General features: G+C 71.6%; 20 protein-coding genes. 12 read left to right on the top strand and 8 right to left on the bottom strand.

Annotated features, from left to right (window positions below; genetic code table 11):
• From WMF34_RS25920 to WMF34_RS25910, 3 genes are all read right to left on the bottom strand, one after another.
• Window positions 1–4,932, bottom strand: a complete 4,932-nt coding sequence (locus WMF34_RS25920) for a translocation/assembly module TamB domain-containing protein (RefSeq protein ID WP_437989452.1) — start codon at window positions 4,930–4,932, stop codon at window positions 1–3.
• A gap of 153 nt (window positions 4,933–5,085) precedes the next feature.
• Window positions 5,086–5,412 (bottom strand): hypothetical protein, encoded by a 327-nt coding sequence (locus WMF34_RS25915; protein WP_437989451.1) that lies wholly within the window; start codon window positions 5,410–5,412, stop codon window positions 5,086–5,088.
• Between the two features lie 21 nt (window positions 5,413–5,433).
• On the bottom strand, window positions 5,434–5,598 hold the full coding sequence (locus WMF34_RS25910) for a DUF1328 family protein (protein ID WP_012237660.1): 165 nt from the start codon (window positions 5,596–5,598) through the stop codon (window positions 5,434–5,436).
• Window positions 5,599–5,995: 397 nt separating this feature from the next.
• On the opposite strand from WMF34_RS25910, the gene WMF34_RS25905 reads away from it, so the two are divergent.
• The 3 genes from WMF34_RS25905 (at window position 5,996) to WMF34_RS25895 (ending at window position 8,141) form a co-directional block, all read left to right on the top strand.
• Window positions 5,996–7,303 (top strand): DUF362 domain-containing protein, encoded by a 1,308-nt coding sequence (locus tag WMF34_RS25905; RefSeq protein WP_437989450.1) that lies wholly within the window; start codon window positions 5,996–5,998, stop codon window positions 7,301–7,303.
• 165 nt (window positions 7,304–7,468) lie between these two features.
• Window positions 7,469–7,735 (top strand): hypothetical protein, encoded by a 267-nt coding sequence (locus WMF34_RS25900; RefSeq protein WP_044965771.1) that lies wholly within the window; start codon window positions 7,469–7,471, stop codon window positions 7,733–7,735.
• The gene (locus WMF34_RS25895; RefSeq protein ID WP_437850001.1) at window positions 7,716–8,141 is read left to right on the top strand and encodes a type II toxin-antitoxin system VapC family toxin; all 426 of its coding nucleotides are present in this window, start codon (window positions 7,716–7,718) and stop codon (window positions 8,139–8,141) included. The genes WMF34_RS25900 and WMF34_RS25895 overlap by 20 nt, the downstream gene beginning before the upstream one ends.
• Before the next feature lie 143 nt (window positions 8,142–8,284).
• Here WMF34_RS25895 and WMF34_RS25890 read toward each other — a convergent pair whose 3' ends face one another.
• The gene (locus WMF34_RS25890) at window positions 8,285–8,719 is read right to left on the bottom strand and encodes a hypothetical protein (protein ID WP_437989449.1); all 435 of its coding nucleotides are present in this window, start codon (window positions 8,717–8,719) and stop codon (window positions 8,285–8,287) included.
• A gap of 382 nt (window positions 8,720–9,101) precedes the next feature.
• Window positions 9,102–11,153: a B12-binding domain-containing radical SAM protein gene (locus WMF34_RS25885; protein WP_437989448.1), complete on the bottom strand. Its 2,052-nt coding sequence runs from the start codon at window positions 11,151–11,153 to the stop codon at window positions 9,102–9,104.
• A 407-nt stretch (window positions 11,154–11,560) separates the two neighbouring features.
• Between WMF34_RS25885 and WMF34_RS25880 the strand changes: the two genes are divergently transcribed.
• The 6 genes from WMF34_RS25880 (at window position 11,561) to WMF34_RS25855 (ending at window position 16,485) form a co-directional block, all read left to right on the top strand.
• Window positions 11,561–12,043 (top strand): DUF6484 domain-containing protein, encoded by a 483-nt coding sequence (locus WMF34_RS25880; protein ID WP_044969176.1) that lies wholly within the window; start codon window positions 11,561–11,563, stop codon window positions 12,041–12,043.
• Between the two features lie 51 nt (window positions 12,044–12,094).
• Entirely contained in the window at window positions 12,095–13,126 is a 1,032-nt protein-coding gene (locus WMF34_RS25875; protein ID WP_437989447.1) for a synaptic vesicle VAT-1 family membrane protein, read from the top strand.
• A 491-nt stretch (window positions 13,127–13,617) separates the two neighbouring features.
• Entirely contained in the window at window positions 13,618–14,598 is a 981-nt protein-coding gene (locus WMF34_RS25870; protein ID WP_012237653.1) for an extracellular catalytic domain type 1 short-chain-length polyhydroxyalkanoate depolymerase, read from the top strand.
• A 164-nt stretch (window positions 14,599–14,762) separates the two neighbouring features.
• Window positions 14,763–15,047, top strand: coding sequence for a hypothetical protein (locus tag WMF34_RS25865; RefSeq protein ID WP_012237652.1), 285 nt, complete (start codon window positions 14,763–14,765; stop codon window positions 15,045–15,047).
• 37 nt (window positions 15,048–15,084) lie between these two features.
• Complete coding sequence (locus WMF34_RS25860) at window positions 15,085–15,264, top strand: hypothetical protein (RefSeq protein WP_044965767.1); 180 nt, start codon at window positions 15,085–15,087, stop codon at window positions 15,262–15,264.
• 276 nt (window positions 15,265–15,540) lie between these two features.
• A complete protein-coding gene (locus WMF34_RS25855) occupies window positions 15,541–16,485 on the top strand; it encodes a hypothetical protein (protein WP_437989446.1) in 945 nt (314 codons plus the stop codon).
• A gap of 91 nt (window positions 16,486–16,576) precedes the next feature.
• On the opposite strand, the gene WMF34_RS25850 is transcribed toward WMF34_RS25855, so the two are convergent.
• From WMF34_RS25850 to WMF34_RS25840, 3 genes are all read right to left on the bottom strand, one after another.
• A complete protein-coding gene (locus WMF34_RS25850) occupies window positions 16,577–17,071 on the bottom strand; it encodes a DUF6036 family nucleotidyltransferase (protein ID WP_437989445.1) in 495 nt (164 codons plus the stop codon).
• A 252-nt stretch (window positions 17,072–17,323) separates the two neighbouring features.
• Window positions 17,324–18,058: a sigma-70 family RNA polymerase sigma factor gene (locus tag WMF34_RS25845; protein WP_437989444.1), complete on the bottom strand. Its 735-nt coding sequence runs from the start codon at window positions 18,056–18,058 to the stop codon at window positions 17,324–17,326.
• Window positions 18,055–18,363: a hypothetical protein gene (locus tag WMF34_RS25840; protein WP_044965759.1), complete on the bottom strand. Its 309-nt coding sequence runs from the start codon at window positions 18,361–18,363 to the stop codon at window positions 18,055–18,057. The genes WMF34_RS25845 and WMF34_RS25840 overlap by 4 nt, the downstream gene beginning before the upstream one ends.
• A gap of 168 nt (window positions 18,364–18,531) precedes the next feature.
• Here WMF34_RS25840 and WMF34_RS25835 point away from each other — a divergent pair, with 168 nt between their 5' ends.
• The 3 genes from WMF34_RS25835 to WMF34_RS25825 all read left to right on the top strand — a co-directional run bounded on the left by WMF34_RS25835 (window position 18,532) and on the right by WMF34_RS25825 (window position 22,696).
• Entirely contained in the window at window positions 18,532–20,193 is a 1,662-nt protein-coding gene (locus WMF34_RS25835; RefSeq protein ID WP_437989443.1) for a serine/threonine-protein kinase, read from the top strand.
• A gap of 542 nt (window positions 20,194–20,735) precedes the next feature.
• A complete protein-coding gene (locus WMF34_RS25830; protein ID WP_437989442.1) occupies window positions 20,736–21,797 on the top strand; it encodes an AAA family ATPase in 1,062 nt (353 codons plus the stop codon).
• Complete coding sequence (locus tag WMF34_RS25825) at window positions 21,797–22,696, top strand: hypothetical protein (RefSeq protein WP_437989441.1); 900 nt, start codon at window positions 21,797–21,799, stop codon at window positions 22,694–22,696. The genes WMF34_RS25830 and WMF34_RS25825 overlap by 1 nt, the downstream gene beginning before the upstream one ends.
• Window positions 22,697–22,957 lie beyond the last annotated feature (261 nt).

Here is a 22,957-nt window from a genome sequence, read left to right as displayed (position 1 = left end):
TCAGTAGCGGTGCTTCCAGAGCAGGTCGAGGCTCGTCGCCGGGTTCGCGCCGGTGGCCATCGCCGCCCGCAGGGACCAGTCCCGGCGGAAGCGCCACTCGAGGCTCACCTCGGTGCGCGCCTGCGCGCCGGTGTTGCCGCCCCCGGACCCCGGCCCCTGTCCTTGCCCCGTCGGCCCCGCCTCGTAGGTCGCGCTCGCGGTCACCTGCTGCCCGAGCTGGTAGCCCACGGTCGTCTTCAGCGCGCCTTCTTCGGTCGTGCCCAGCCTCGTCTCGAAGTTCCGGAGCGGACCGATGCTCTGGAGGATCATGTTGAGCTGCGCGGACGCGAGCCCCGTCCCCACGCTGGCCGCGACCCCGCCGGCGGCGCTGCCGCCGCCCGACGCGGGCTGCTCGGACGTGCCGCCCGCCAGCGTCCCTTCCGCGAGCTCCCTGCCGAGCAGGAGCTCGGCGATCACCTCGTTCTCCGGGCGCGGCGGCTCCGAACGGAAGGTGATCTTGTCCTCGGTGATCGGGTTGAGCTGCCCCACATAGTCGATGAAGATGCGCGTCCCCTCCGGCGTGTCGTGGTACGCCCTCACGTTCAGGAACGGGTTCGACGGATCCCCCTGCAGGGCGACCACGCCAGGCTCGATCTCGAACTCCTTGCCGAGCACCTCGAGCCTGCCTGACACGATGTTCACGTTGCCCCGGATCTCGGTCTCCCCCGCGATCTTGATGCGGAGGGGGTGCGCCCGATCCCCCGACAGCGAGGCCCGCACCATGTCGCCCTCGACGCCGATCCTGCCGAGGTGGACCTCGATGGCGATCGGCGTGCCGCCCGCGCTCTCCTTCGCCTGCTCCGGCGGCTCGGCCGGCGCGCGCCGCGCCTCGTAGTCCTCCTGGCTGAGCGGCGCCGACGTCGTGATGGTCGGGTTCTCGCCGAGCGGCTGCACGCTCCGCCCGATCGTGGGCGGCAGCGTCAGATCGAGCGAGGGCACGTCGACGCGGACGGCGATCTCCTCGGCCCGCTTCTCCGCCGCGAGCGCCACCCGGCCGCGCACCTCGCCCATCGGGACGCCCTCCAGCGCGATCGGGAGGGCCCGGCCTCTCGGGATCGACAGCTCGGCGCGGGCGTTCCGGAACGCGAGCCCTTCCATCTGGAGGGTCGCGTTCCCGCGCACCTGGCCGTTGCCTGCGTCGGCGCGGAGGTCGTCGACGCGGAGCTCGCCGGAGGGGCTCGCGGCGACGCGGAACGAGGCGTTCTCGAACGGCTGGCCGATCGTGGCCACCTGGACGACGCCGCCCTCGAGGCGCATCTCGCCGGAGAAGCCCGCCTGCGCGCCGAGCCCGAGCCGCACCTCGCCGTCGAGCGTGCCGTCGAGCCGGTTCACCGAGCCCTGCACGAACGGCTCCAGCGCCCTCAGGCGGAAGCGATCGACCGCGAGCGACACCGAGGCGTTCCGATCGTCGGTGAGCGTCGGGATCACGTTCGCGTCCCACACCATGGGCGCCTGGGCCTTGGCCTCGATCCGGCCGCCTTCCCGCCCCTCGAGCCGCACGCTCGCCACGGCCGCTGTGCGCCCCGCGCCGCCCGGCGGCGCGATGTCGAGCGACGCCTCGGCGGTCTCGAACCGCGCGTCGGGGCCGAGCGTGAGGCCCGGGAACTGAAGGTGCGCCCTGACCTCGGGCGCGGCCTCGAACAGCCCGCGCACGGAGATCTCGCCGCGCGCCTCGCCGCCGATCTGCATGTCCGCGAGGACGGGGACCTCCGCGAGCGGCAGATCCGCGATCTTCGCCTCGAGGCTGCCGTTGCTGAAGCGCCGAGCGGAACGGGCCCCGCCGAGGAGGGCGGCGGCGTCCGCGCCCAGCTTCGCCTTCGCCGTCATGTACGTGATCGGTCCGCGGAACGCGTACGCGTCGAGCGCGGCGTCGCGCCCGTCATAGACGAGCAGCGTGTCGAGCCGGACCTTGCCGAAGAGCGAGGGACCGGCCGTGCCGCTCACGTTCGCCGCCGTCGCGCGGGCCACGAGCCGGGGCTCGGCGAGCTTCCCCGCGAAGTACACGTCGAGCCCCGCGGAGCCGGAGAGCACCGGCGTCCGCTTCCCGAAGGCGGCCAGCTCGGTGAGATCGTTCAGCCGGCGGCGCGGCACGCGGAGGTGCGCGGCGACCGACGTCCGCGGGAGCGCGGCGGCCGGATCGGCGAGGAGCGCCGGCAGATCGGCGTCGAGCGCGGCCGAGAGCTCCGCCACGAGCTGGCGATCGAACACCGACAGCGTGACGTGGGCGTCGCCGGTCTTCGCGTCGAGATCCCCCGCGATCCGCGCGTCGAGCTTCCTCGACACCCACGCCGGCGCGCCCGTCTGCGCGTCGATCGGCCCGGCCGCGCGCAGGCCCTCCGTGCGGACAAGGAGGCTCCGCACCGACGGGAGCCGCTCTCCCGCCTCGCGCGCCACCGCGAGGCGCGCGGTCAGCCGGCCCGAGAGCTCGCTCAGCGCGAGCTGGACCGGCGACACCTGCGCCAGGCACCCGAGCTGCCACGCGTCGGCGTCCATGCGGGCCGAGCCGGTGACGGTCTGCCAGGTGCGCGCCGAGAGGAGCGGCCCGCGCAGCCTCGCCGCGCTCCCGTCGACCAGCACGCGCGCGATGGCGCCGTGGCACACCGGCGGGGGTGGCGCCTCCTGCTGCGACGCCGTGTCGAAGGCCGTGGTCAGCGTCTGCTCGGGCGTCGCGCCCCGGCGCTGGGCCTCCTGCGCCTGCGCGGGCGGCGGCTCGGGCGGCGCGAGCAGCCGGACCAGGCCGTCCGCCTTCAGCGCCTCCCCCTCGAGGCGCGCCGTCACGTTCATCGAGAGCCGCGGCGCCACGCCCGGCACCGAGCCGTCCTCGAGCTCGATCTGGACGCGCCCCGCGCGGCGCGCCCCCCGGCCGTGCACCGACACGTCGAGGTTGGCGAGGCCTCCTATCCCGAGCGGCGCGCCGGTGATGTCGGCGATGCGCGCGAGGTCGATCGCGGTGCCGCGGAGGTCGCCCTCGATCTCGTCCCCGGCGAGCGAGAGGCTCCCCTCGATCTCCCCGACGCCGTCGCCGCGCAGCGCGAGCCCGCGGAGGGCGATCCCGCGGTCCCACGCGACGCGGGCGGCCTGCGCGGTCACCTCGTCCTCCCCGCGCGCCACCTCGACGCGGAGCTGCCGCGCCTCGCTCCGCGGCAGATCGAGGCGGGCGGAGGCCGTGATCCGGCGCTCCGCGCTGGCCAGCGACACGCGGACGCGCGGCGCCGTGACGGGCCCCGCGGCGCTCGCCGCCACGCTGCGGAACGCGTACTGCTGGGCGCGGAGGTCGGCTCCGCGGAACACGCCGTCGATCGTGAGCCTGTCGAGCGGCCCCCTGGCCTTGGCCTGGATCTCACCGCGCCCGAGCTTCAGATCGGACCCGACGCGGAGCCCGGCGACGCGCACGGTCGCCTTGGCGTCGAGCGCCTCGTCCCTGAGCGCTCCCTCGACGTGGAGCGCGGCGCTGCCGTGGATGCCGCGCGGGACGCGCTGCACCGCGCCGAGCGACGGGATCTCGCTCTGCGCCTCGAACTCGAGCGCCCCGTCCTTCGAGCGGGCGACGCTGGCCTCGATGGGCGCGCCGGGCTCGTGGATCGTCGCCGCGGCCCGCAGCGCGCCGCGCTCGAGCGTCGCGCGCGCCTCCGTCGCCGGCACGCGCTGCCCCGCGACGACGAACGGCTCCGTCCTGGCCTCGGCGACGATGCGCGGCCCGCCCTCCTCGTCGAGGTGGATCTCCCCTCGGGCCTCCGCACTCACCCGCGCGGCGGGCGCTGCCCCGACGAAGGCGCGCGGGTCGAGCTCCGAGATCCGCACCTCGGCGGTGATGCGCTTCGGATCGAGCGCGTCGAGCCGGGCGCTGGCGGTGACCTCGCCGGTCACGGCGTCGCTCGCGACGAGCGGATCGAGGACCGCGACGCGCGCCGTGACGGCCAGGTCCGAGAGCGCTCCGTCGGCCGTCACCAGCACCGAGAGCGGCCGGGCGAGCGGCGCGCTCGGATCGATCGCGAGGGCCGCCTCGGGCGTCACGCGCGCGGACGAGACCCGCGCCGTGAGGCGCTCGTCCTTCAAGGTCCCCTCGGCCGTGAGCGGGATCGCGCCGACGCTCCCTTCGAGCTTCGCGGTGAGCTCCATCGGCGCGTCCGCGGGCACGCTGACGCTCCCGGAGATGCTGGTCGCCTCGACCGGGACCGGCAGCAGGCGCCGCTCCGTGATGCGCACGCGCTCGAGCGCGTACCGGCTCCGGTCCGCGACGACGACGCCGCCGGCGAGGTCCTCGATCGTGGCGTCGATGGGGCTCCCTGGCGCGACGGCGCCGTGGACCGCCGCGCGATCGAGCACGACGCGCGACAGCTCGAGGCGGAGCGGCCGCGCAGGCTCGGCGGGCGGCTCCTCCGGCTCCGACGGCGTCGGCGTGAACGCCTCGGCCAGGGTGAGCGCTCCTTGCTCGTCCTGATCGAGCAGCACGTCCGCGTCCGCGACCCGGACGAGCGGGATCGTGACGGCGAGATCGCCGTCGCCGAGGAGGAGCTCCGCCGCGATCGACAGCGCGTTGAAGTCCGCGTGGACGCCGCTGACGCGCAGGAGCTCGGTTCCGTTCGGGTGGCTCACCGTCACCCTGGAGATGTCGGCGGTGAAGAGGCCGAGGCGGTCGACGTGCTCGATCTCGATCCGCCCCTCGAGCGTGGACCGCAGGGTGTCGTTGACGAGCTGCCTTGTCAGGTTGCGGGTCGACCCGGCGTTCAGGTGGATGACGGCGCCGGCCGCCGCCGCAGCGACGAAGACGCCGCCCAGGCCGATGACGCTGGCCGACACCGCGGCCGCGCGAGCCAGCGCCCGGCGAAAGCGGCCTTGCCGGCGCGGGACGCCGGTGCCGGGCGCTGGAGGGAGGGCGGGAGTCTCTGGCATATCGCCTAGAGCGACAAACGGGTTGAAACTGCCTGAAAAGCGCAGAATTTCGAACCGCCAAGACGCCATAAGACGCCAAGATTTCTGTGTTTTTTTTGGCGTCTTATGGCGTCTTGGCGGTTCATTTCTCGCTTGATCAACGTGATCGATGTTCTAGGGACCGCTCCGGGCGCGCGGGAAATCGTGGCCGGGGACCTCGTGAGGCGGCGGCGCCGGGATCTCCTGCGTGTGCGCGGGCGCAGGCACCTCGGGCTGGTGCCTCGTCCCCGGATCTCCTCCGGGCTGTGGCGTCCCCGGGAGCTGGATCTCCCGGTCCGGCGACGTGCGACCAGGCGAGCCGGGGGTCGCTGGCGGCGCCGGCGTTTCGCCGGGGGGGCTCGCCGCCGGCTGCGGCGCGCCGGGCTTCCAGGGTTCACCGTTCTGCGCGCTGTCCGGCGCGCCGTTCCTCTCACCGTTCCGCGGTTGCGACGCGTTCTTCATGGCCTCCACCCTGTCTCCGGATCATGCCGGCATGCGGCGCCCGAGCGCGAGCGAAATCACGGCGAGCACCAGGAACGCGACGAACAGGATCTTCGCGATCGACGCGGCGCTGGCGGCGATCCCGCCGAAGCCGAAGATTGCGGCGATGATCGCGATGATGAAGAAGGTGACAGTCCAGCCGAGCATGATGTCCTCCAAAGGGGGTTTCAGGGGTCGATCCGTTGTCTTCGTGGGGACGACCTCAACGTGGTTCCTGACGGCGGCTGTTCGCCGCGGTTCCTTGCTGTTCCCTGACGAGGCCAGTTGCAGCCCCCGTGCCGCCCGGCGGCAGAGGCTGTCGGCCGGCGCGCTCTCGGCTGCGCGAGGCGGGCAGCGTCGAGATCGGCCCAGCCGCTTCCGTCCGGGCGCGCGCGCGGCACGTCGCGCCTGGGGCAAGATGCCTCGATCGTGACAGGCTGGACCTGCGCGGCGGGGCGCGGGCGTCGCGCTGATCCATGCCGGCCGCGTCTGCACGGAGGCTCCACGCGGACGCCCTGTAACTTCCCGGAACGGGCGACTCTGGACGGGCTATAAGGACCCGGCCATGCCGAAATCGAAGGTCGCTGTGATCCGCACGTCGCCTGCGACGGTGCTCTCGGACTACCACCGGCTGATGAACCTGGCCGGTTACCAGGATGTGGTCGCCAAGGACGCCGACACGGCGCTCAAGGTGAACATCTCCTGGCACTTCTTCTACCCGAGCTCATCCACGACGCCCTGGCAGCTCGAGGGGGTCATCCGGGCGATGACGCAGGACGGGTACTCGAAGGACCTGATCCACGCCTGCCACAACCGCACGGTCGTCATCGACGCCCACCTCGGCGAGCGCGAGAACAAGCAGATCGACGTCGTGCAGGCGCACGGCCTGCGCAACGTCCACCTCTACGAAGGGGAGGAGTGGATCCCGATCGGGGACGCGGTCGGCGATCTGCGGAAGAAGTTCCTCTGTCTGAACGAGGTGTACCCGAAGGGGTTCTCGATCCCGAAGCGCTTCATCGGGGAGAACATCATCCACCTGCCGACGGTGAAGACCCACATCTTCACGACGACGACGGGCGCGATGAAGAACGCGTTCGGCGGCCTCCTGAACGAGCACAGGCACTGGACGCACCCGGTGATCCACGAGACGCTCGTGGATCTCCTGATGATCCAGAAGAAGATCCACCGCGGGGTCTTCGCGGTGATGGACGGGACGTTCGCGGGCGACGGCCCGGGGCCGCGCTGCATGGTGCCGCACGTGAAGAACGTGCTGCTCGCGTCCTCGGACCAGGTGGCGATCGACGCCGTGGCGGCGAAGCTGATGGGGTTCGACCCGCTGCGCGATCTCAAGTTCGTGCGGCTGGCGCACGACCTCGGCCTCGGGACGGGCGACGTGCGCGACATCGAGCTCGTGGGCGACGTGGACGCGGCGAACGAGCAGTGGAACTTCGATGGACCGTTCAAGGAGATGACGTTCGCCTCGCGCAACCAGCACCGCATCTACTGGGGTCCCCTGAAGAAGCCGATCGAGTGGTCGCTCAAGACGTGGCTCGCCCCCTGGGCCTACGTGGCATCGGTCACGTATCACGACATGTTCTGGTACCCGCGCTACGCGAAGGAGAAGATGGCCCCCGTGCTGGAGAGCCCGTGGGGGCGCCTCTTCGCGAACTGGGGCAAGGTGCAGCCCGACGCGGCGGGGCAGGGCTACCCGGAGGTCGGCGAGGCGAGCCACGAGCTCGTCCGGAGCGGGGTGAAGCACTTCCTGGAGGGCATGCGCCTCGTGGGGATGGCGGTCGCGGAGTCGCCGGAGATCATGGTCCGCAAGCGGGCGCGCGCGCAGGCGGCCAGCGGGAGCGGGGCGGCGGCGGTGTAGGAGGCCAGGGGAGGTTCCTCCGCCGGGGAGCGGCCGCGGGCGCGCTGATGGGCGTCCGCGAGCCGGCCCAGGCGGGGGCCCGCCTGCGCACGGAGAGGGTTACCCCGTGCGCCCTCGGATCGGGGTACGCTTGGCTGTGGTTCGTGCGAACAGGAGGTCGGCCCCGTGACCAGCGTCGAGCAGATTTTCCAGGCCATCCAGGGCCTGTCGGTCCAGGAGCGGCTCCGGCTCATCGAGCGTGTGGTCCATGAGCTCGCGGATGGATCCGCGAGCGAGGGCTTGCCGCGTGAAGCCGAGGCAGCACCCTCCTTGATCGGGCTCTTCGCCGATGACCCCGGGGCCGTCGATGCCATGATGGAGGTTGTCCGGGAAAATCGTCGCTCTTCCAGGCTGCGCGATGTGGAGGAAGAGGATGAGCAGGGCTCTCCTTGACACGGACATCCTGTCCGAGATCACCAAGGCCAGGAGCCCGGCTGTCGTGGAGCGCGCGCGCTCGTACATCGCTGCCTACGGCCGCTTCACGTTCTCCGTCGTCTCGGTCATGGAGGTCGTCGCTGGCTACTCGCAGCAGCGAGCCGACCAGAAGACGCGGCGGTTCCTGGAAATGGCACACCGGAGCGAGGTCTTGCTGTTCGATGCGACAGCGGCCGAACTCGCTGGTCGCATCCTGGCCGACCTGCGGATGGCCGGAACGCCGATCGGCGTACCGGATACGATGATCGCCGCGACGGCGATTCATCATGGATTGCCCCTCGTGACAGGCAACACGTCGGATTACAGCCGTGTTCAATCAGCCGGCTACCCGCTGGTTCTGGAGAACTGGAGAGAGCCGGCATGATTCTGACCATCGCCTCAGGTCATGGGCTCCTCCGCCACGTCACCCTGCCCTCCCGAGCGCCGACGGCCGCCGGCGGGAGCGGAGCGGCCGTATAACGCGGGGTAGGCGGCCCCAGGAGCGCCGCCCGCGACCCGCCGCGCCGGTCAGCCGACGCCGCCGCCCATGGCCGTGCCGTCCGATCGATAACACGCGTAATAATAGCCGAGCTGCCCCGGTGTCCCCGTCTCCGTGTAGCTCGCCGTCAGGTAGTACGTCATCGCCCAGCCCCACTGGCCGAGCGAGTACGAGTAGCCGTAGGACCAGCTCCCGCTCGTCGAGTGCACGTAGAACTTCGAGACGCCGTTGAGCGGACCGCTGTACATCGTGCCGATCGTCGCTCCGCCGGGCTGGTTGCGGAGCGTCAGGGACTGGGCGCAGGCGGCGTTCACCGCGCCGTTCGTCACCGCCTGCTCGGCGACGGCGGTCTGCTCGTCGACCTCCGCGTCGTCCCCCGGCTCCGACGAGGAGTCCACGTCGACGACGCACCCCGCCAGCGCGAACACCGAACCAAGGATTGCGAATGCGTTGAAACTTTTCATGCGTTGATGCCTTTGAACTCCACCGCGTGACGACCCGCACGCGGCTTCCCCAAGAAAGCGCGCCGAAGGCGCATGTCCTATCGACTCCCGGAGCCTCCTCCTGCGCCTCGCTGACTCGGGGGCTCGGGGGCGACGGACCTCCAACGGCGGAATTTAACCGATCGTGAAGGCTTGTGGGAAGCCCATTTGATTCATCGTGGATTCATCGATTCAACGCGTGTGCGACGATTGGCCGCTTTCACCTCACGTCGGACGACATCGCCGTCGCGGCGCGCGGCCAGGCAAGCAAGCCACCCATGCATCGTCGGCAGATCCACGCCTCGATGCGCAACGGCGAGCCGTCGCGTGATGCGCCGATCGCCGTTCCTGTTCGGGCCGAGGCTCAGCGTGCCGCGCTGGTCGCGTGCGACGGCCGTCGCCCCGACGTCACGGCCGGCGCGGCGCCCGCGACGAACCTGACGCGGACCGGCCTCGGCCGGAGCGGCGGCAACGACCGGGCGAGCCGCTCGTAGGCGTCGCGCCCCACGCGCCGCTCCTCGTGGACGAGCGTCGCCCAGATCTCCGCCTCGCGCGCCTCCGCGTGCTCGGCGGCGCGCGGATCGAAGCGCAGCCCGCGCTCGATGGTGCTGGCTCCGGGGATGCTGTCGTCGGGGCGGCACGCCGCGCGATCGCGGAAGACGCCGGGGCCGAAGCGGTCGTACTGGAGGATCGTGTGCGCGGTCGACACGGCGCCGGCCCACGGGTAGCTGCGCAACGTCCAGCCGCGCGACAGGTCGGAGAGCCGCGTGTCGACGTCGGCGCGCTCGGCGTCGGTCTTCCACGGCTCCCGCGGGACGAAGAACAGGCCGAGCCCGAGCTCGTCGCCCTCGAGCGCGAACACCTCGTCGATCCCGAAGCGCTCCGGGGTCTGCGCGACGAGCGAGCCGTGCGTCAGCCCGAACTCGCCGACGATGTAGACCGCGAGCGCCTCCCGCCGCGCGCGCAGGAAGTCGAGCGTCTCGACGGCCTCGGCGTGCGTCTCGGTGGGGAAGTCCGTGAAGCACATCGCCTCGGCGGCCACGCCCGCGGACGCGAGGTGGTCGATGACGTCGGAGACGACCTCGACGGGCGCGCCCTTGTCGATGAGGCCGAGGACGCGCGGCGACGCGGACTCGACGCCGAGCGCGCACGCGACGGCGCCCGCGCGGCGCAGCACGTCCGCGCGCTCCCTGGTCAGGTACTTCTCCGGCTTGAGGTCGGTGGCCCATCGCACGTCGAGGCCGGCGTCGAGGATCGCCTGCGCCATCTTCACGAGCGTCTTCGGCGCGACCGAGTCCTGCGACAGGTAGAAGTGGCGCGTGCCGTGCCGCGCGCCGAGGGCCGCGAGGTGCGCCACGATGGTCTCGACGGCGCGCTCGCGGTACGCCGCCGTGCCGACCTCCGCGAGCCCGTAATGGCAGAAGGTGCATTTGCCCCAGTAGCAACCCCGCGTCGGGTCGTACGGGAGCACGAGCGCCGGCGCGAGGTACGCGTCGAGGGGGAGCCCATCGAAGTCGGGCGCGGGGAGCGCCTTCAGGTCCTCCATGCCGTGACCGGGCGTCCAGCGCGCGCCCATCAGGCGATCGCGCGCGACGACGTTCGGCACGTCCCGGAGCGGCCGGCCCTCGTCGAGCGCGCGCGCGAGCGCGAGCAGGGTGTGTTCGCCCTCGAACAGGCACGCCGAGTCGAACGGGCCGAGCGCGCGCGCGAGCCGCTCGCCCGACAGCCGGAGGAGCAGCTGCGTGACGCCGGGGCCGCCGCACGTGACGTGCGCGCCGGGCAATGCCTCCTTGATCTTGCGCGCGAACGCGTACGCGGGCTGGAGCTGGCCCGGGAAACACACGGAGAGGCCCACGATGTCGGCGCGCGCGTCGCGGAGCCGGGGCACGAGCGCCTGCTGCACCCAGGCGTCGAAGGGGTCGTGCTCCGGCCGGCTCGACCGGGCGATCTCGTCCATCGACGTGAGGCCGAACGGCGTGCGGTACGCCGTGAAGTCGAGCTTGAGCGGGTGGTGCGTGGCGGACACGACGCCGAGCGCCGCGTCGAGCGTCGCGACCGCGCGGGCGTAGGCGTCCGGATCGTAGAAGGCGTCAGGGGAGCGGAGCGTGGCCTTGGCGAGGTCCACCGCCTCCGGGACGGCGTGCGCGTCGCCGCGCGCGCGGGCGAGGGCGAGGTACTCGAGCTGGTCTGTGTGCGGGAGCGCGGGGCGGCGGTCGAGCTCCCCGAGGCGCGCCTCGAGGCGGTCGCGGAGGTCGCCCATGCGCTCGGGCGTGAGGAGCGCGTCGAAGGCCTCGACGTTCGCGTCGACGGGCAGGACCTCCACGCCGTTCGCGCGGAGGAAGCCGGTCAGCATCGGCACCGCGAGGTAGGGGGCCGTGGGGTCGCAGGTCGGCGGATAGACGAGCGCGATGCGCATCGGGGCGGCGGTCTAGCACACCTGGGGGCGGAGCGCGGGGGCGGCGCCACGTGGGCCGGTCGTGGGGAAGGCCTGCGCGAAAGCTCGACTCGTCGCCTCGATCCCCCGGGGGCTACCTCGTTTCAACGAGGAATGCCGGAGAGCGCTCTGGTAACGTGGAGAACAAGGGGACCAACGTGGGGGTGAACTGAGGCCGATGGGGGGATCGCGGGCGCGTCGGGGATGAGCGGGAGCAGAGGAGCACGGCAATGAGGGACGATGGACGGGCACCGGCGGCGGGGACGAGCGGCGAGGACATCCTGATCGAGGAGCGGGAAGGGGAGGCGGCGGCCGCTTGCAGGGAGGGCGCGGACGAGCGTGAGGGGGACGCGGAGGCGATCGAGGGCGTGGAGGGGCTCCTCGAGCTGGTGGTCGCGGCGCACGAGGAGCGTGTCCGGGCGGAGGCCGAGAAGGCTGGGCCGATCGACGGGGTCGTGGTGGGGCGGATCGTCGGGTTCGGGGAGAACGGCGAGCCGCTCGTGGAGGCTGCGGTCCTCGGAGAGGGGGCGCGTGGGGGTATTCCGGCGCGGGCGATGACGGCGCTCGGGCCGGAGGACGAGGGGCGGGAGGTGGCGCTGCTGTTCGAGGGGGGGCGGCGTGACAGGCCGGTGGTGATGGGGCGGATGCACGTGGCGGGGGAGAGCGCGAGCGCCGTCGAGCGCGCCGAGTCGACCGCGACAGCGGACGGCGAGCGGCTGGTGTTCACCGCGGAGAAGGAGATCGTGCTCCAGTGCGGGAAGGCCAGCATCACGCTGACGCGCGCCGGGAAGATCTTGATCCGGGGCGCTTACCTGCTTACCCGGTCCTCCGGCGTGAACCGGATCCAGGGTGGCTCGGTGCAGATCAACTGAGCTCCGCGGCGTCCGAGCGGTGGTGAGGCAACGTCAGCAGAGCAGGTGTCCATGCGCAAGATCGTCGTCCACGAGCCCGGCGGCCACGACAAGCTTCGTGTCGAGGAGCACCCCGATCCGAGCCCTGGGCGCGGCGAGGTGCTCGTCGACGTGCGGGCGGCGGGCGTCAACTACGCCGACTGCGTCGTCCGCATGGGCCTTTACGAGTCGGCGAAGAAGTACGTCGGCTGGCCGATCACGCCCGGCTTCGAGTTTGCCGGCACCGTCGCCTCGCTCGGCGAGGGCGTCGGCGATCTCGCGCCGGGGGTGCCTGTCTTCGGCGTGACGCGCTTCGGCGGCTACGCCTCGCGCGTCGCGGTCCCGCGACACCAGGTCTTCCCGCTGCCGGCGCGGCTCACACCGGAGGAGGCGGCCGGCTTCCCGGCGGTGTTCATGACGGCGTACTACGCGCTCTTCGAGCTCGTGCGGCTGCGTCCAGACATGGCTCTTCTTGTGCACTCCGCCGCCGGCGGCGTGGGCAGCGCCCTGGTGCAGCTCGGCAAGATCGCCGGCTGCCGGGTGGTCGGCGTGGTGGGCGCGGCGCACAAGGTCGAGGCGGCGAGGCGCCTCGGCGCGGACGCGGTGATCGACAAGAGCAGCGAGCCGCTGTGGGCGGCAGCGGAGCGGCTCGCGCCCGAGGGATACGACGTGATCCTCGACGCGAACGGGGTCGAGACGCTGCGGCAGAGCTACAGGCACGTGGCCTCGGCCGGCAAGCTCGTCGTGTACGGCTTCCACACGATGCTTCCGCGGCAGGGCGGCCGCCCGAGCTACCCGAAGCTCGCTGTCGACTTCCTCCGGATGCCGCGCTTCAACCCGCTCGATCTCTGCAATGACAACAAGAGCGTGCTGGCCTTCAACCTCTCGTATCTCTTCCACAGGACGGAGATCCTGCGCGAGGCCATGGACCGGCTCATCGGCTGGGTGGAGGAGGGGCGCCTCTCGGCGCCGCCGGTGAAGACGTTCCCGCTGGAGAGAGCCGGCGAGGCGCACCGGGCGATCGAGTCGGGCAGCACCGTGGGCAAGCTCGTGCTCACGCTGTAGGGCGGCGGCTGCCTGGGGCGGCAAGGGGCTGCCGCTTCCGCGGGCGTATGATCGAGCTCGCGCGGCAGATCGAGTGAGCCCTTCTACGCGGTAGGGCGGCCGCCTACGAGCTTCCGGTCAGCGAGACGCAGCGCTGAGGGGATCACGTGCGCTGCACCCCTGGCAGGCGGGCGCTCGGCAGGCGCGCCGGGCGGAGGATGAGAGTGCCGGCGCCGGCACCGAAAGACCATGAGCCAACTCGCCCAGAACGGTTGTGGCGCGACTTCGTCCATGCCGGCGCTGGAGCCGAGCGTTTCTGGAGAAGACGGATGCGGTCATTCGTTCTCGGAATACTCGATTGTAGAAATAAAGGGCATGGCTGGACAATTACCATTGCCCTGGTAGCGTAACGCCGTTGCGACGTGCTGCGGCGTATTCCTCGCCCGCAGCCCCGATGGGGGAGCGCGTTCGAGCGGCGCCTCTCGTACCGCTCTCATTCCGGAGGTAGGTGAATGGATCCCATCGAGCGCACGAAAGGGTCTTCCTTGATGGTCGCCGCCGCCGTCCTCGCTGGCTGCGGATCGCCGGAGCCCCTGGGGACGGCCGCGGAGCGCGCCGTGGCAGGCGAGCAGGGCAGCGCCCGGGGGCCGAGCCCGGCTGGAGACATCTGGATCCACGTGGCGAGCGGGGGCCGCGACCGCGCGGCCCTCCTGCACGTTCCGAGCTCTCTTCAGAACAAGAAGAAGCGCGCCCCGCTGGTGCTCGACTTTCATCACTTCAATGGCACGCCCGAGCGCGAAGCGGCGCTCTCCGGCCTCAGCGCGCTCGCGGACGAACGAAGGCTCCTTGTCGCCTATCCCGCGGGTATCGGCGGGACCTGGAACGCAGGCTTGTGCTGCGGCCAGGCGTGGAACGAAGGCGTCGACGACGTGGCCTTCACACGAGATCTGATCGACGCGATCTCCGCAGAGCACAGCGTCGACCCGAGCCGCATCTTCGTGACCGGCATGTCCAACGGCGCGCTCATGGCGCACCGCCTCGGCTGCGAGCTCGCGGACAGGATCGCGGCGATCGCTCCGATCGCCGGCGTCCTGCACGTGCCGCCGGAGACCTGCGAGCCGGTACGCCCCATCTCCGTCCTGCATGTGCATGGGACCAAGGACTCCGTCATTCCTTACGGCGGAGGCCCGGGGCAGGTCCCGGTTCCGGTGCCGGGGATCCTTGAGTTCATCTCCGTGGCCCAGAGCCTCGCCATCTGGCGCCATCGCGACGGCTGCTCCGATGTTTCACACCGTACCTATGCGCATGGCGATACCACCTGCAGGGCCTGGTCGATCTGCGCTGACGAGGTCGAGGTCGAGCACTGCGCGGTCGAGGGGGGCGGGCACACGTGGCCCGGCGGAGGGGATCTGCCGCCGGTGTTCGGGGAGAAGAGCGAGACGTTCCACGCGAGCGAACGGCTGCTCGATTTCTTCGAGGAGCACCCGATGTGACGGGCGAGCCCGCCGAGCGGGGGCCTGTGCTCTGCGTCCCAGGCGCGGCGATCCGCGGAAGGAGGAGGCCAAGGCTCGGTCGCATGGCGCCTTAGGTCTCCTCCCGCCGGCTGGAGGGCCGCCACGCGGTAGCCACATGGGCCGGTAAGCTGTAGGATTTGCTCGTGAACGCCGACGCCGAGCTCCGCGAGCTTGCAGCCAGGTACGTCTGGTGGCAGCCGCCCGCGGTCACCCTCGCCCGCCCGCATCACTTTCTCTGCCAGGTGATGACGCTCGGAACGGCGGAGGACGTGAGGGCCGTGTGGCGCGCGATGGGCGACCAGGCCCTGCTGGACGCGCTGGATCACGCTCCCCCGGGCATGATGGACCCGAAGTCCTGGAACACCTGGCACCTCTTCTTCGTCCGCCGACCTCCGCCTCTGCCGGAACGCCCGCTGCCGGAGAGCTGAAGCTCTGCGCGGAGGCTGTCGGGAGCCGCCGATAGAGTTGAAGCTCTGGGCGGGGGCTGTCGAGAGGCTCCCGGGAGAGCTGAAGCTCTGGACGGAGGCTGTCGAGAGGCTCCCGGGAGAGCTGAACCTCTGGGCGGAGGCTGTCGAGAGGCTCCCGGGAGAGCTGAACCTCTGGGCGGAGGCTGTCGAGAGCCCTGCCGGCCTCTTTTTCTCGTAGTAACGGACCTCCGCGCAAGCAGGGCTCGTGCCCGACGGAGCCGCAAAGAAATCGACAGACCCTGGTCGATTTTCGTGACCCGATCGGGGTCGCGCTCCCGATTGATCTCTTCGACGGGACGGAAGGACGCCGGGCGACGGATCCCCTTCGCGCGGCGCGCTCGGTCCCGGTGGCCCAGGTCCATCGTTCGCTCGCGCTGCGTGCGCGGCGCGGCGGCGGCTCGGGTCGAACGCAACCAACAGCCTCCCTGTTCGAGGAGATTTCAGGAGGAGAGATATGCCTGCTGTGACGAAGTCGAAGAAGCGCTCCGTGACCGCCGCCGCCGCTGGAGAGCCGTCGTACGCTCCGCCCATCTACGATCCCGCGGCTGGCAAGAAGGCGCTCGAGGCGCTCGCCCCGGAGCTCGACCGCCTCGCCGAGGCCGAGCTCATCACCGTGAGGGTGGATGTCGAGGCGGCCACGTATGCGGCCCTCGGCGTCGTCGGGTTCGTGTCCTCGCCCGACGTGCGCGCGCGCTTCGCGCGGCTGCCCCGGGAGGAGTTCGACGTCACGCACGTCGACGAGCTGGAACTCGCGTGTTTCGCCGCGCTGCACGCGCTCGCGGAGGCCCGGGCCGCCGGCGCGCTCGAGACGGAGGCGCGGCTGCCGGTCGCCCTGGTCACCGAGGCGCTGGAGGTCGAGACGCGCATGCAGGCGCTGTGCGAGTACCAGCTCGCGGACGACCCTGCGATCAAGCCGGAGCTCGACCGGCTGCGGCCGGGCACCGGGCACCGCGACCTCGCGAACGATCTGCTCGGCTACGCGCGGATCTACGAGCTGCGCGCCGACGTCGTGAAGGCGGACCCGAAGCACTACCGGGCCGACGACGCGGCGCACGCGCGGGAGCTGGCCGGGGCGATGATCCAGAAGCTCTCGACGGCGATGACGCCGAGGGCCCGGGACGCCTTCGACCGGTACGTGCGGGTCTGGACGCTGCTCTGCCTGCGCTACGAGGAGGTGCGGGCGGCAGCGCTGTGGCTGTGGCGGAAGAGCTCGCGCACCCAGGAGCGGTTCCCGTCGCTGTTCGCGGTGGGCAGGCCCAACTCGGGCCGGAGGAAGGAGGCGCCGAAGGGAGGCGAGGGGAACGGGCGCGGCGATGGCGGCGGCGCCGGGAGCGGAAGCGAGGAGGAGCCGGGGGCGACTCCTGTCGTCCCGGAGCTCGTGACGGAGAGCCCTGGCTGAGCTGGTGCCGAGGCGCTGCGCTGCGCGCACCCTGGCCTCTGGGCAGAGAGTCTGCTCGAGCGCAGCGCTCGCTCACCCAGGCGGATAGGGTTCATCCCTCTGGCGGCTGGGCTTTTGCAACTTCGAGCGCAGCCACATCGGCGAGGTCCTGTGGCCTCCCTGCCGCGCGCTTGTTTCGCAGCAGATCGGCGAGGCCGAGGAACGGGCAGAGGAGATCCGGCGCAAGCGCGATCTCGACGCGGTTCGGCCACGCTTCTTCGAAGTGGAGCCCGCTCGTGTGGGTGAGCACGTCGATGCGCTGCGGGGGAATGCCGATCTGCAGCCCCACGCCCGGTGTCTCGAGGTCACGCTCGACGAGGCCCTGGAGAGGCGCGCCGAAGGCGCGCAGAGCCACCATGACACGCGGCGCGTTGTCCTTGGTCGCATCGACCCAGACGTCGAGGTCCTTGGTCGCCCGCGGGCGGCCGTGGAGCGCGACGGCGTACCCGCCCACGATGAGGAAGCGCGCCTCAGCTGCGGATAACTCGTACAATAGATCGCGAAAGTCCGGGCTCAGCGGGGGGAGCATCGGGGTGGGCAAGGGCATGCATCTCCTGGCTCAGCGCCCACGCGGCAAGGACGCGCTCGGCCGGCGACATCTGCGCCCAGAAACGAGCGTCGGCGTCGGCTTCGCCTTCCGGGTCGTTCCGGAAGATCCGTGTTTGCCAGTTTGCCCGCGCGAGCCGCCGTGCTTGGGCGTCCTGCATGCGTCAAGCGTACCTCACGCACGCGCGGCGTGCGAAGGCGGATGGTCGCTGGCTAGCCTGCGTTTTCAGGATGACGATGGGAGCTCGTGGGCTCACCCCGAGGTCGCGCCAGCCAGCCCGACCCGCTCCGGCGCGGCGGCGCCGCCCTGCGCGCGCTCCCGGTCCGCTCGCAGCGCGGCGGCGAACCGCTTCTGGGCCTCCGCGCTGCGCCGCTTCGCGGTCCGCTCCGAGCAGCCGAGCGCCGCGCCGATCGCCTGCCAGGTCCGCTCCTCGACGTGGCGGAGCACGAGGACGCGCCGCTCCTCGTCCGGGAGCCGCGACAGCGCAGCCTCCACCGCGCGGATGGCGCGGTCGTACGTGGCGCGGAGCCGCTCGCCCTCCTCGCCCTGCGCCGTCAGCGCGCGGCCGACGAGGCCGAGCACCGCGGCGGCCGCGACCTGGTCGGCCATCCCGTCGGCCTGCGCGGTCGTCTCGGCGTCGCCGTCGGCGAGCACGTCGCTCGTGTCCTGCGCCGCCTCGGCGGCGTCGTAGCCGTCCTCGCGGGCAGCGCGCCAGTGCTTCGACTCCTGCTGCAGCGCGTCCGACAGCGCGCCGTCGACGCGCCGCCAGGCGTAGACCTGGAAGGGGACGCCGCGGGCGGGATCGTAGCCGAGCGCGGCCTCGTGGAGCGCCTGGACCGCGGCGGAGCGGAGATCGTCGGCCACGTAGTGCGCGCGCGTCCGCCGGAGGAAGTGGCCGCAGAGCTTCTCGACGAGCGGCACGGCCTCCGCGACGAGCGCCTGCTGGTCGGGGCGGAGGGGCCTCCGCGGCCGGTCGCCGTGGCTCATCGGGCGCCGCCTTGTCCTCGGCCCTTGGCAGCGCCCGCCTTCGCGGCGAGCCGCTGCGCGGCCTCGGCCAGCGCGGCGGGCTCGCGCCGGTCGACCTCGCCGCTCGCGGCGGGGGGCGTGCGCGGGCGGAGCCGGTCGACGAGCGGGGCCGCCACGGGGTGCGTCGCGAGGAAGCGCTCGGTCAGGGCGCGCAGCGCCTCGAGATCCTCGGCGGGCAGGAGATCGGCGTACGGCGCGACGGCGTGGGCGACGCGGGCCTCGAGGGTCGGATCGCCGTCATCGGGGTCGGGGCGGGGGCTCGACATCGGGCTCCGGGGGCGCGCTGCCCGCTGGCGCTGCATGCGCTCGGCGCGCTTCGCGCGATGGACACCCGACGCTACCTTTCCCGGGGAGGGTCAACAAGCGCAGAGAAGCGAGGTGGGCCGGGGCGCTCTTTCGCTATCGTCAGCTGCTGCGAGGTAGGGTGTCGCGAGGTGACGAGCGTCGATGAGCCGTTGAGCCCCGGGGCGCTGTTCCAGGGGCGCTTCCTGATCGATCGCCTCCTCGGACGCGGAGGGATGGGCGAGGTCTGGGCCGCCCTCGACACGGCGCTGGAGCGGCCGGTGGCGATCAAGATCATCCACCGCGCCCTCGCGGGGGAGGCGCGTTACGCCGAGCGCTTCCTCCGGGAGACGAAGCTCGCCGCGCGGGTCGCGCACCCGAACATCGTGCGGCTGTACGACGCCGGAAGGGCCGCGGACGGGCGGCTCTTCATGGTGATGGAGCGCGCCTCGGGCGTGCCGCTGCGGGAGATCATCGCGGGCGGCGCGCGGCTCGATCCGGTGCGCGCGCTCCACTACGCGATCCAGATCGCGGACGCGCTCTCGACGGCGCACGAGGCCGACCTCGTGCACCGCGACGTGAAGCCCGAGAACATCCTGGTGAGCGACGGCGTGCGCGCGCGGCTCGTCGACTTCGGCGTGGCGAAGGACGCGCGGGGCGTGGGCCTCGGGCTGACCGGGCAAGGGAGGGCGGTCGGGACGTCGCGCTACATGGCCCCGGAGCAGGTCGCCGGGGGCGCCGTGGACGCGCGCGCGGATCTGTATGCGCTCGGCGTGGTCGTGTACGAGATGCTGGCCGGGGCGCACCCGTACGCGGTGCTCGACGAGGCGTCGGGCATCGGGGAGACGGAGATCCAGGCGGCGCACGTGCACCTGGAAGCGACGCCCCTGCCCGAGGTGCTCCCGGGGTGTCCGGAGGCGCTCTGGACCGCGGTGGCCAGGTGCCTCGCCAAGAGGCCCGAAGCGCGGTTTGCGCGGGCGGCGGAGCTCGCGGCGGCGCTGCGCGAGGTGGCGGGGACCGCGGTGACGGCGGAGAGGGCCGTGGACGACGCGGGCGCGCGGCAGCTCCTGAGCGAGGCGGCGGACGCGGCGAGGGAGCGGGCGATCCGCGAGCGCGGGGGGGCGCCTCGGGGGGAGAGGGCGCCGCGGGGGGATGCGGCGGCGCCGGCGTCGGGCGTGCCGATGGCAGGCGCGGCGGCGGGAGGCGCAGGGGGCACGGCCGTGGTTGCCGCGGAGGCGCGCGGTAGGCTGGGGATGGCGCAGAGGTTCAAGGTGGACCCGGCCTGGGGGTTGCGGGTGACGGCGGAGCCGGGGAAGGGGAGCGGGAGCGAGGGGGCGGCGGCCGGGGCGCGGCTGCAAATGTCTGCGCCGGCGGTGGGGGGCGGGGTGGCAGGGGTCGCGGAGGGGCCGGGCGCGGGGGCGACCGGGCCCGGTGCAGGGACCAGCGCGCTGGCGAGCACGGAAAAGTGGGAGGCGTCGGCTTTCGCCGCAGCGGAAGTGGGGATGCTGGTAAGCACGAAGAGGTGGGAAGTCACGGCGGCCGTCCCGGCGGCGGTGCCAGCGGGAGGGCGGCTGGCGCGGACGGAGCCCTGGGAGGCGGCGAGTGCCGGCGCTGGCGTGGTGGGAGCGGGCGCGGCGCGCGCGCAGGTGAAGTGGGGGCTGGTCGTGCTTGGGGTGCTGGTGCTCGGCTTGGCTGCGGCGTTCTTGCTGCTGCGTTGGTTGGGCTCACCCCCTGAGGTGGGATCAAGGGGCGGTGCGGTGCTGTCGAGACGGGCCGCCGTGGCGAGCCTCTCTTTGGGATACCGCTGCGCGTGACGGCTCCTCGCGCTCGAAGAAAGCGTCGGCATGACGCCCGGCTCGTCCCGAGGAATCGAGGACGGTCGCTCGCCGGCGCACATCCCGCGACCGCGACTTGCACCGATGCAACCTCGGTCATTTCTCACCGAAGTGCCCGGCGCCAGCATCCACCTGAACGTCTGCCCCCTATGCCATCTCGTCCAGCACGACGTCGGTTCACCTCCTCCCGCACCCCGGGCTGGTGTTTCATGGAACAGTCCTCCTACCAACGCGCGAGCCCCATCAGGTGCCCCCTGCCGCCTGGTTCCGGCAGCACCGGTGCATCATCGCCGTGCTCGGCGGCGGGCTGGAGCAGAGCCTCGGCGACCTGCGGGAGGAGATCTGGAAGGACGTGCGGTGACGTGGCCGCGCTCGTTTGAGCACGCGATCGATGCGCGCGGGAGATGATCCCACGGTCGTGCTAGGCTCCAGCGGCACCGACGTTCCGAGGCGAAGCCATGCACACGCTCCATGCACGAAACGTCCGCGCCTTGCGCCACCTCGCCTGGCCGCTACGAGAGATGTCGATCCTCACGGGCGCCAACGGTGCTGGCAAGACCACCGTCCTGCTCGCGCTCAAGACGCTACGGACCGCCTTCGATCGCGGCTTGCCCGAGGCCGTCTCGCTGTCACTCGGCGGCAGCTACAACCTCAGGAGCCATGCGGCTGCCGAGGACGAGCCGATCGAACTGGGCCTCGATGCGGGGGATCTGTCGTGGCGCGTTCGCCTCATCCCGCGCGCCGCGACGGTCGACCACCTCACGGAGGAGCGCCTGATCCGGGGCGGTGAGCCGATCTTTCTCCGGGATAGCCTCGGCAACTTCTTCTACCGCGGCCAGCGCCAGGATCTGGCGGCGTCCGCGGCTGAGCGCCTCGGCTTGCGCCTGGTGGCCGAGGCTCACCCTGAAGATCAGGACGTGGCGCAGATGGCGAGGCTGGTCCGCCATATCCAGGTGTTTTACGATCCGGACATCCGTGGTCTCCGCGAGGGGGGCTCCAGGGCGACGGAGGATCGTCACCTGCACACGCACGGCCGCAACGTGTTCACCATGCTCCGGAAGTGGCGAGACCGAAGGGAGGACGTCCCTCGATTCACCTTCGTGCACGAAGGGCTGAAGGTGGCCTTTCCTGGTATCTATGACGACCTCGACTTCGATGCGGGACAGACGATCAGCGCCCGCGTGTTCCGCCCCGGTGACGAAACACCGAATCCGATCAGCCACGAGGCGAACGGCCTCCTCTCGATGTTGCTTTTGCTCGCCCAAGTGGCTGCTACTCATCCGGGGGGCCTCGTGGCCATCGACGAGCCTGAAACCTCGCTGCACCCCTATGCCATCCGGAGGTTCGTTCGGCTGGCGCGCGCGTGGGCGCAGCAGCACGATCTCACGATCCTTCTGACGACGCACTCGCCGGTGCTGCTCGACGAGTTCAACGGTGAGCCCGACCGGATCTTCGTCCTGGAGCGCGGTCGCGGCGTGCTCCCGGTGCGCCTTGACGAGCTACGCGCTCGCGAGTGGCTCGCCAGCTACACGCTCGGCGAGCTCTACACCGGTGGCGAATTCGCAGCGAACGAGAATGCCTGATGCTGCGTATCCGGCTCGTCGTCACGGGCGACCTGGAGAAGGCAGCCTTGGGGCCCTCTCTGGAGCGCGTTCTACAAGCGGCCGGGGCCGACGTGAGCTTCGACCGGCCGCTCCTCCTTTCGGGGGGAGCGATGACCACCAGTCCGCTGCCGGATCCTTCCAACCCTGCATCGCGAATGCCGACAACCGTGCGGCGCATGGCGAACGCCCTGGTGACGGAAACCTTCCTCGGACCATCGCGGACCCTGCCGGATCTCGTGGTCGGCATCGATGACCTCGAGCTGGCCAACATCCATCAGCCGCACGTCGTCACCGCCTGGTTGCGAAGAGCGGTGCACGAGCGCATCGTCGAGCGGTTTTCTGCTCAGGGTGCTGAGTCCCCCGATGCCGAGCGAGCGCGCGAAGCGCTTCGGAAGCGGTGTTCCTTCCACCTGCTCGTACCACTTTCGGAAGCCTACTTCTTCGGTGATGCGGCAGCCCTTACGCGGGCCGGTGTCCCGCAGGGGACCCCGATTCATCGATCCGGAACTGACGTCGAGGCATTCGAGACGGATGATCCGGAGTTCTTGCCGATCGCATCGAAGAAAAATGCCGAGATGGCGGAGCACGGCTGTCCCTGGTGGCGCGAAGAGCGGCATCCCAAGCGCTATCTCGAGTTCCTCGTCGGCCGATCCGGGGGACTCTATCAGGAGACCGAAGGAGGCGTGCGCGCGCTTGAAGCGCTCGACTGGCCCGGCATCGGCGCCGATCCTCAGGCGGTTCACTTCGCCCGTGCGCTGTTCGAGGATCTCTCGGACGCGCTCGCCATCCCGAACGCGCTCGGCGCGGGCGTCGTCAGTGGATGGACCTACCCAGCGCGGACCGTCCGCCGCGAGACGCTGACATTGCGCAATCTGTGAGCCGCACCGAGGCGGCAGCCGCACGCAATCTGGACGCCCGCCCCCGCTCGACGTAGCCCTCCGCCGACCGGCTCCCATGACCACCCAGCACATCGTTCAGAAGCTCTGGAACCTCTGCAACGTCTCCGCGATGACTGCATCACGTACCATCAGTACGTCACCGCGCTGACCTACGTCGAGCTCTGGCGGCCGATGCAGGAGCGGTTCACGGGCTCACGATCGAGCGCGTGATGCCGCAATCGCTGACGGCGAAGTAGAGCT

The organism is Sorangium sp. So ce145 (assembly GCF_051525985.1).
In the GTDB taxonomy this organism is placed as follows: domain Bacteria; phylum Myxococcota_A; class Polyangia; order Polyangiales; family Polyangiaceae; genus Sorangium; species Sorangium cellulosum_B.
Note: the sequence above shows the minus strand (reverse complement) of the source record. Positions and strands in the feature narration are given on the sequence as shown.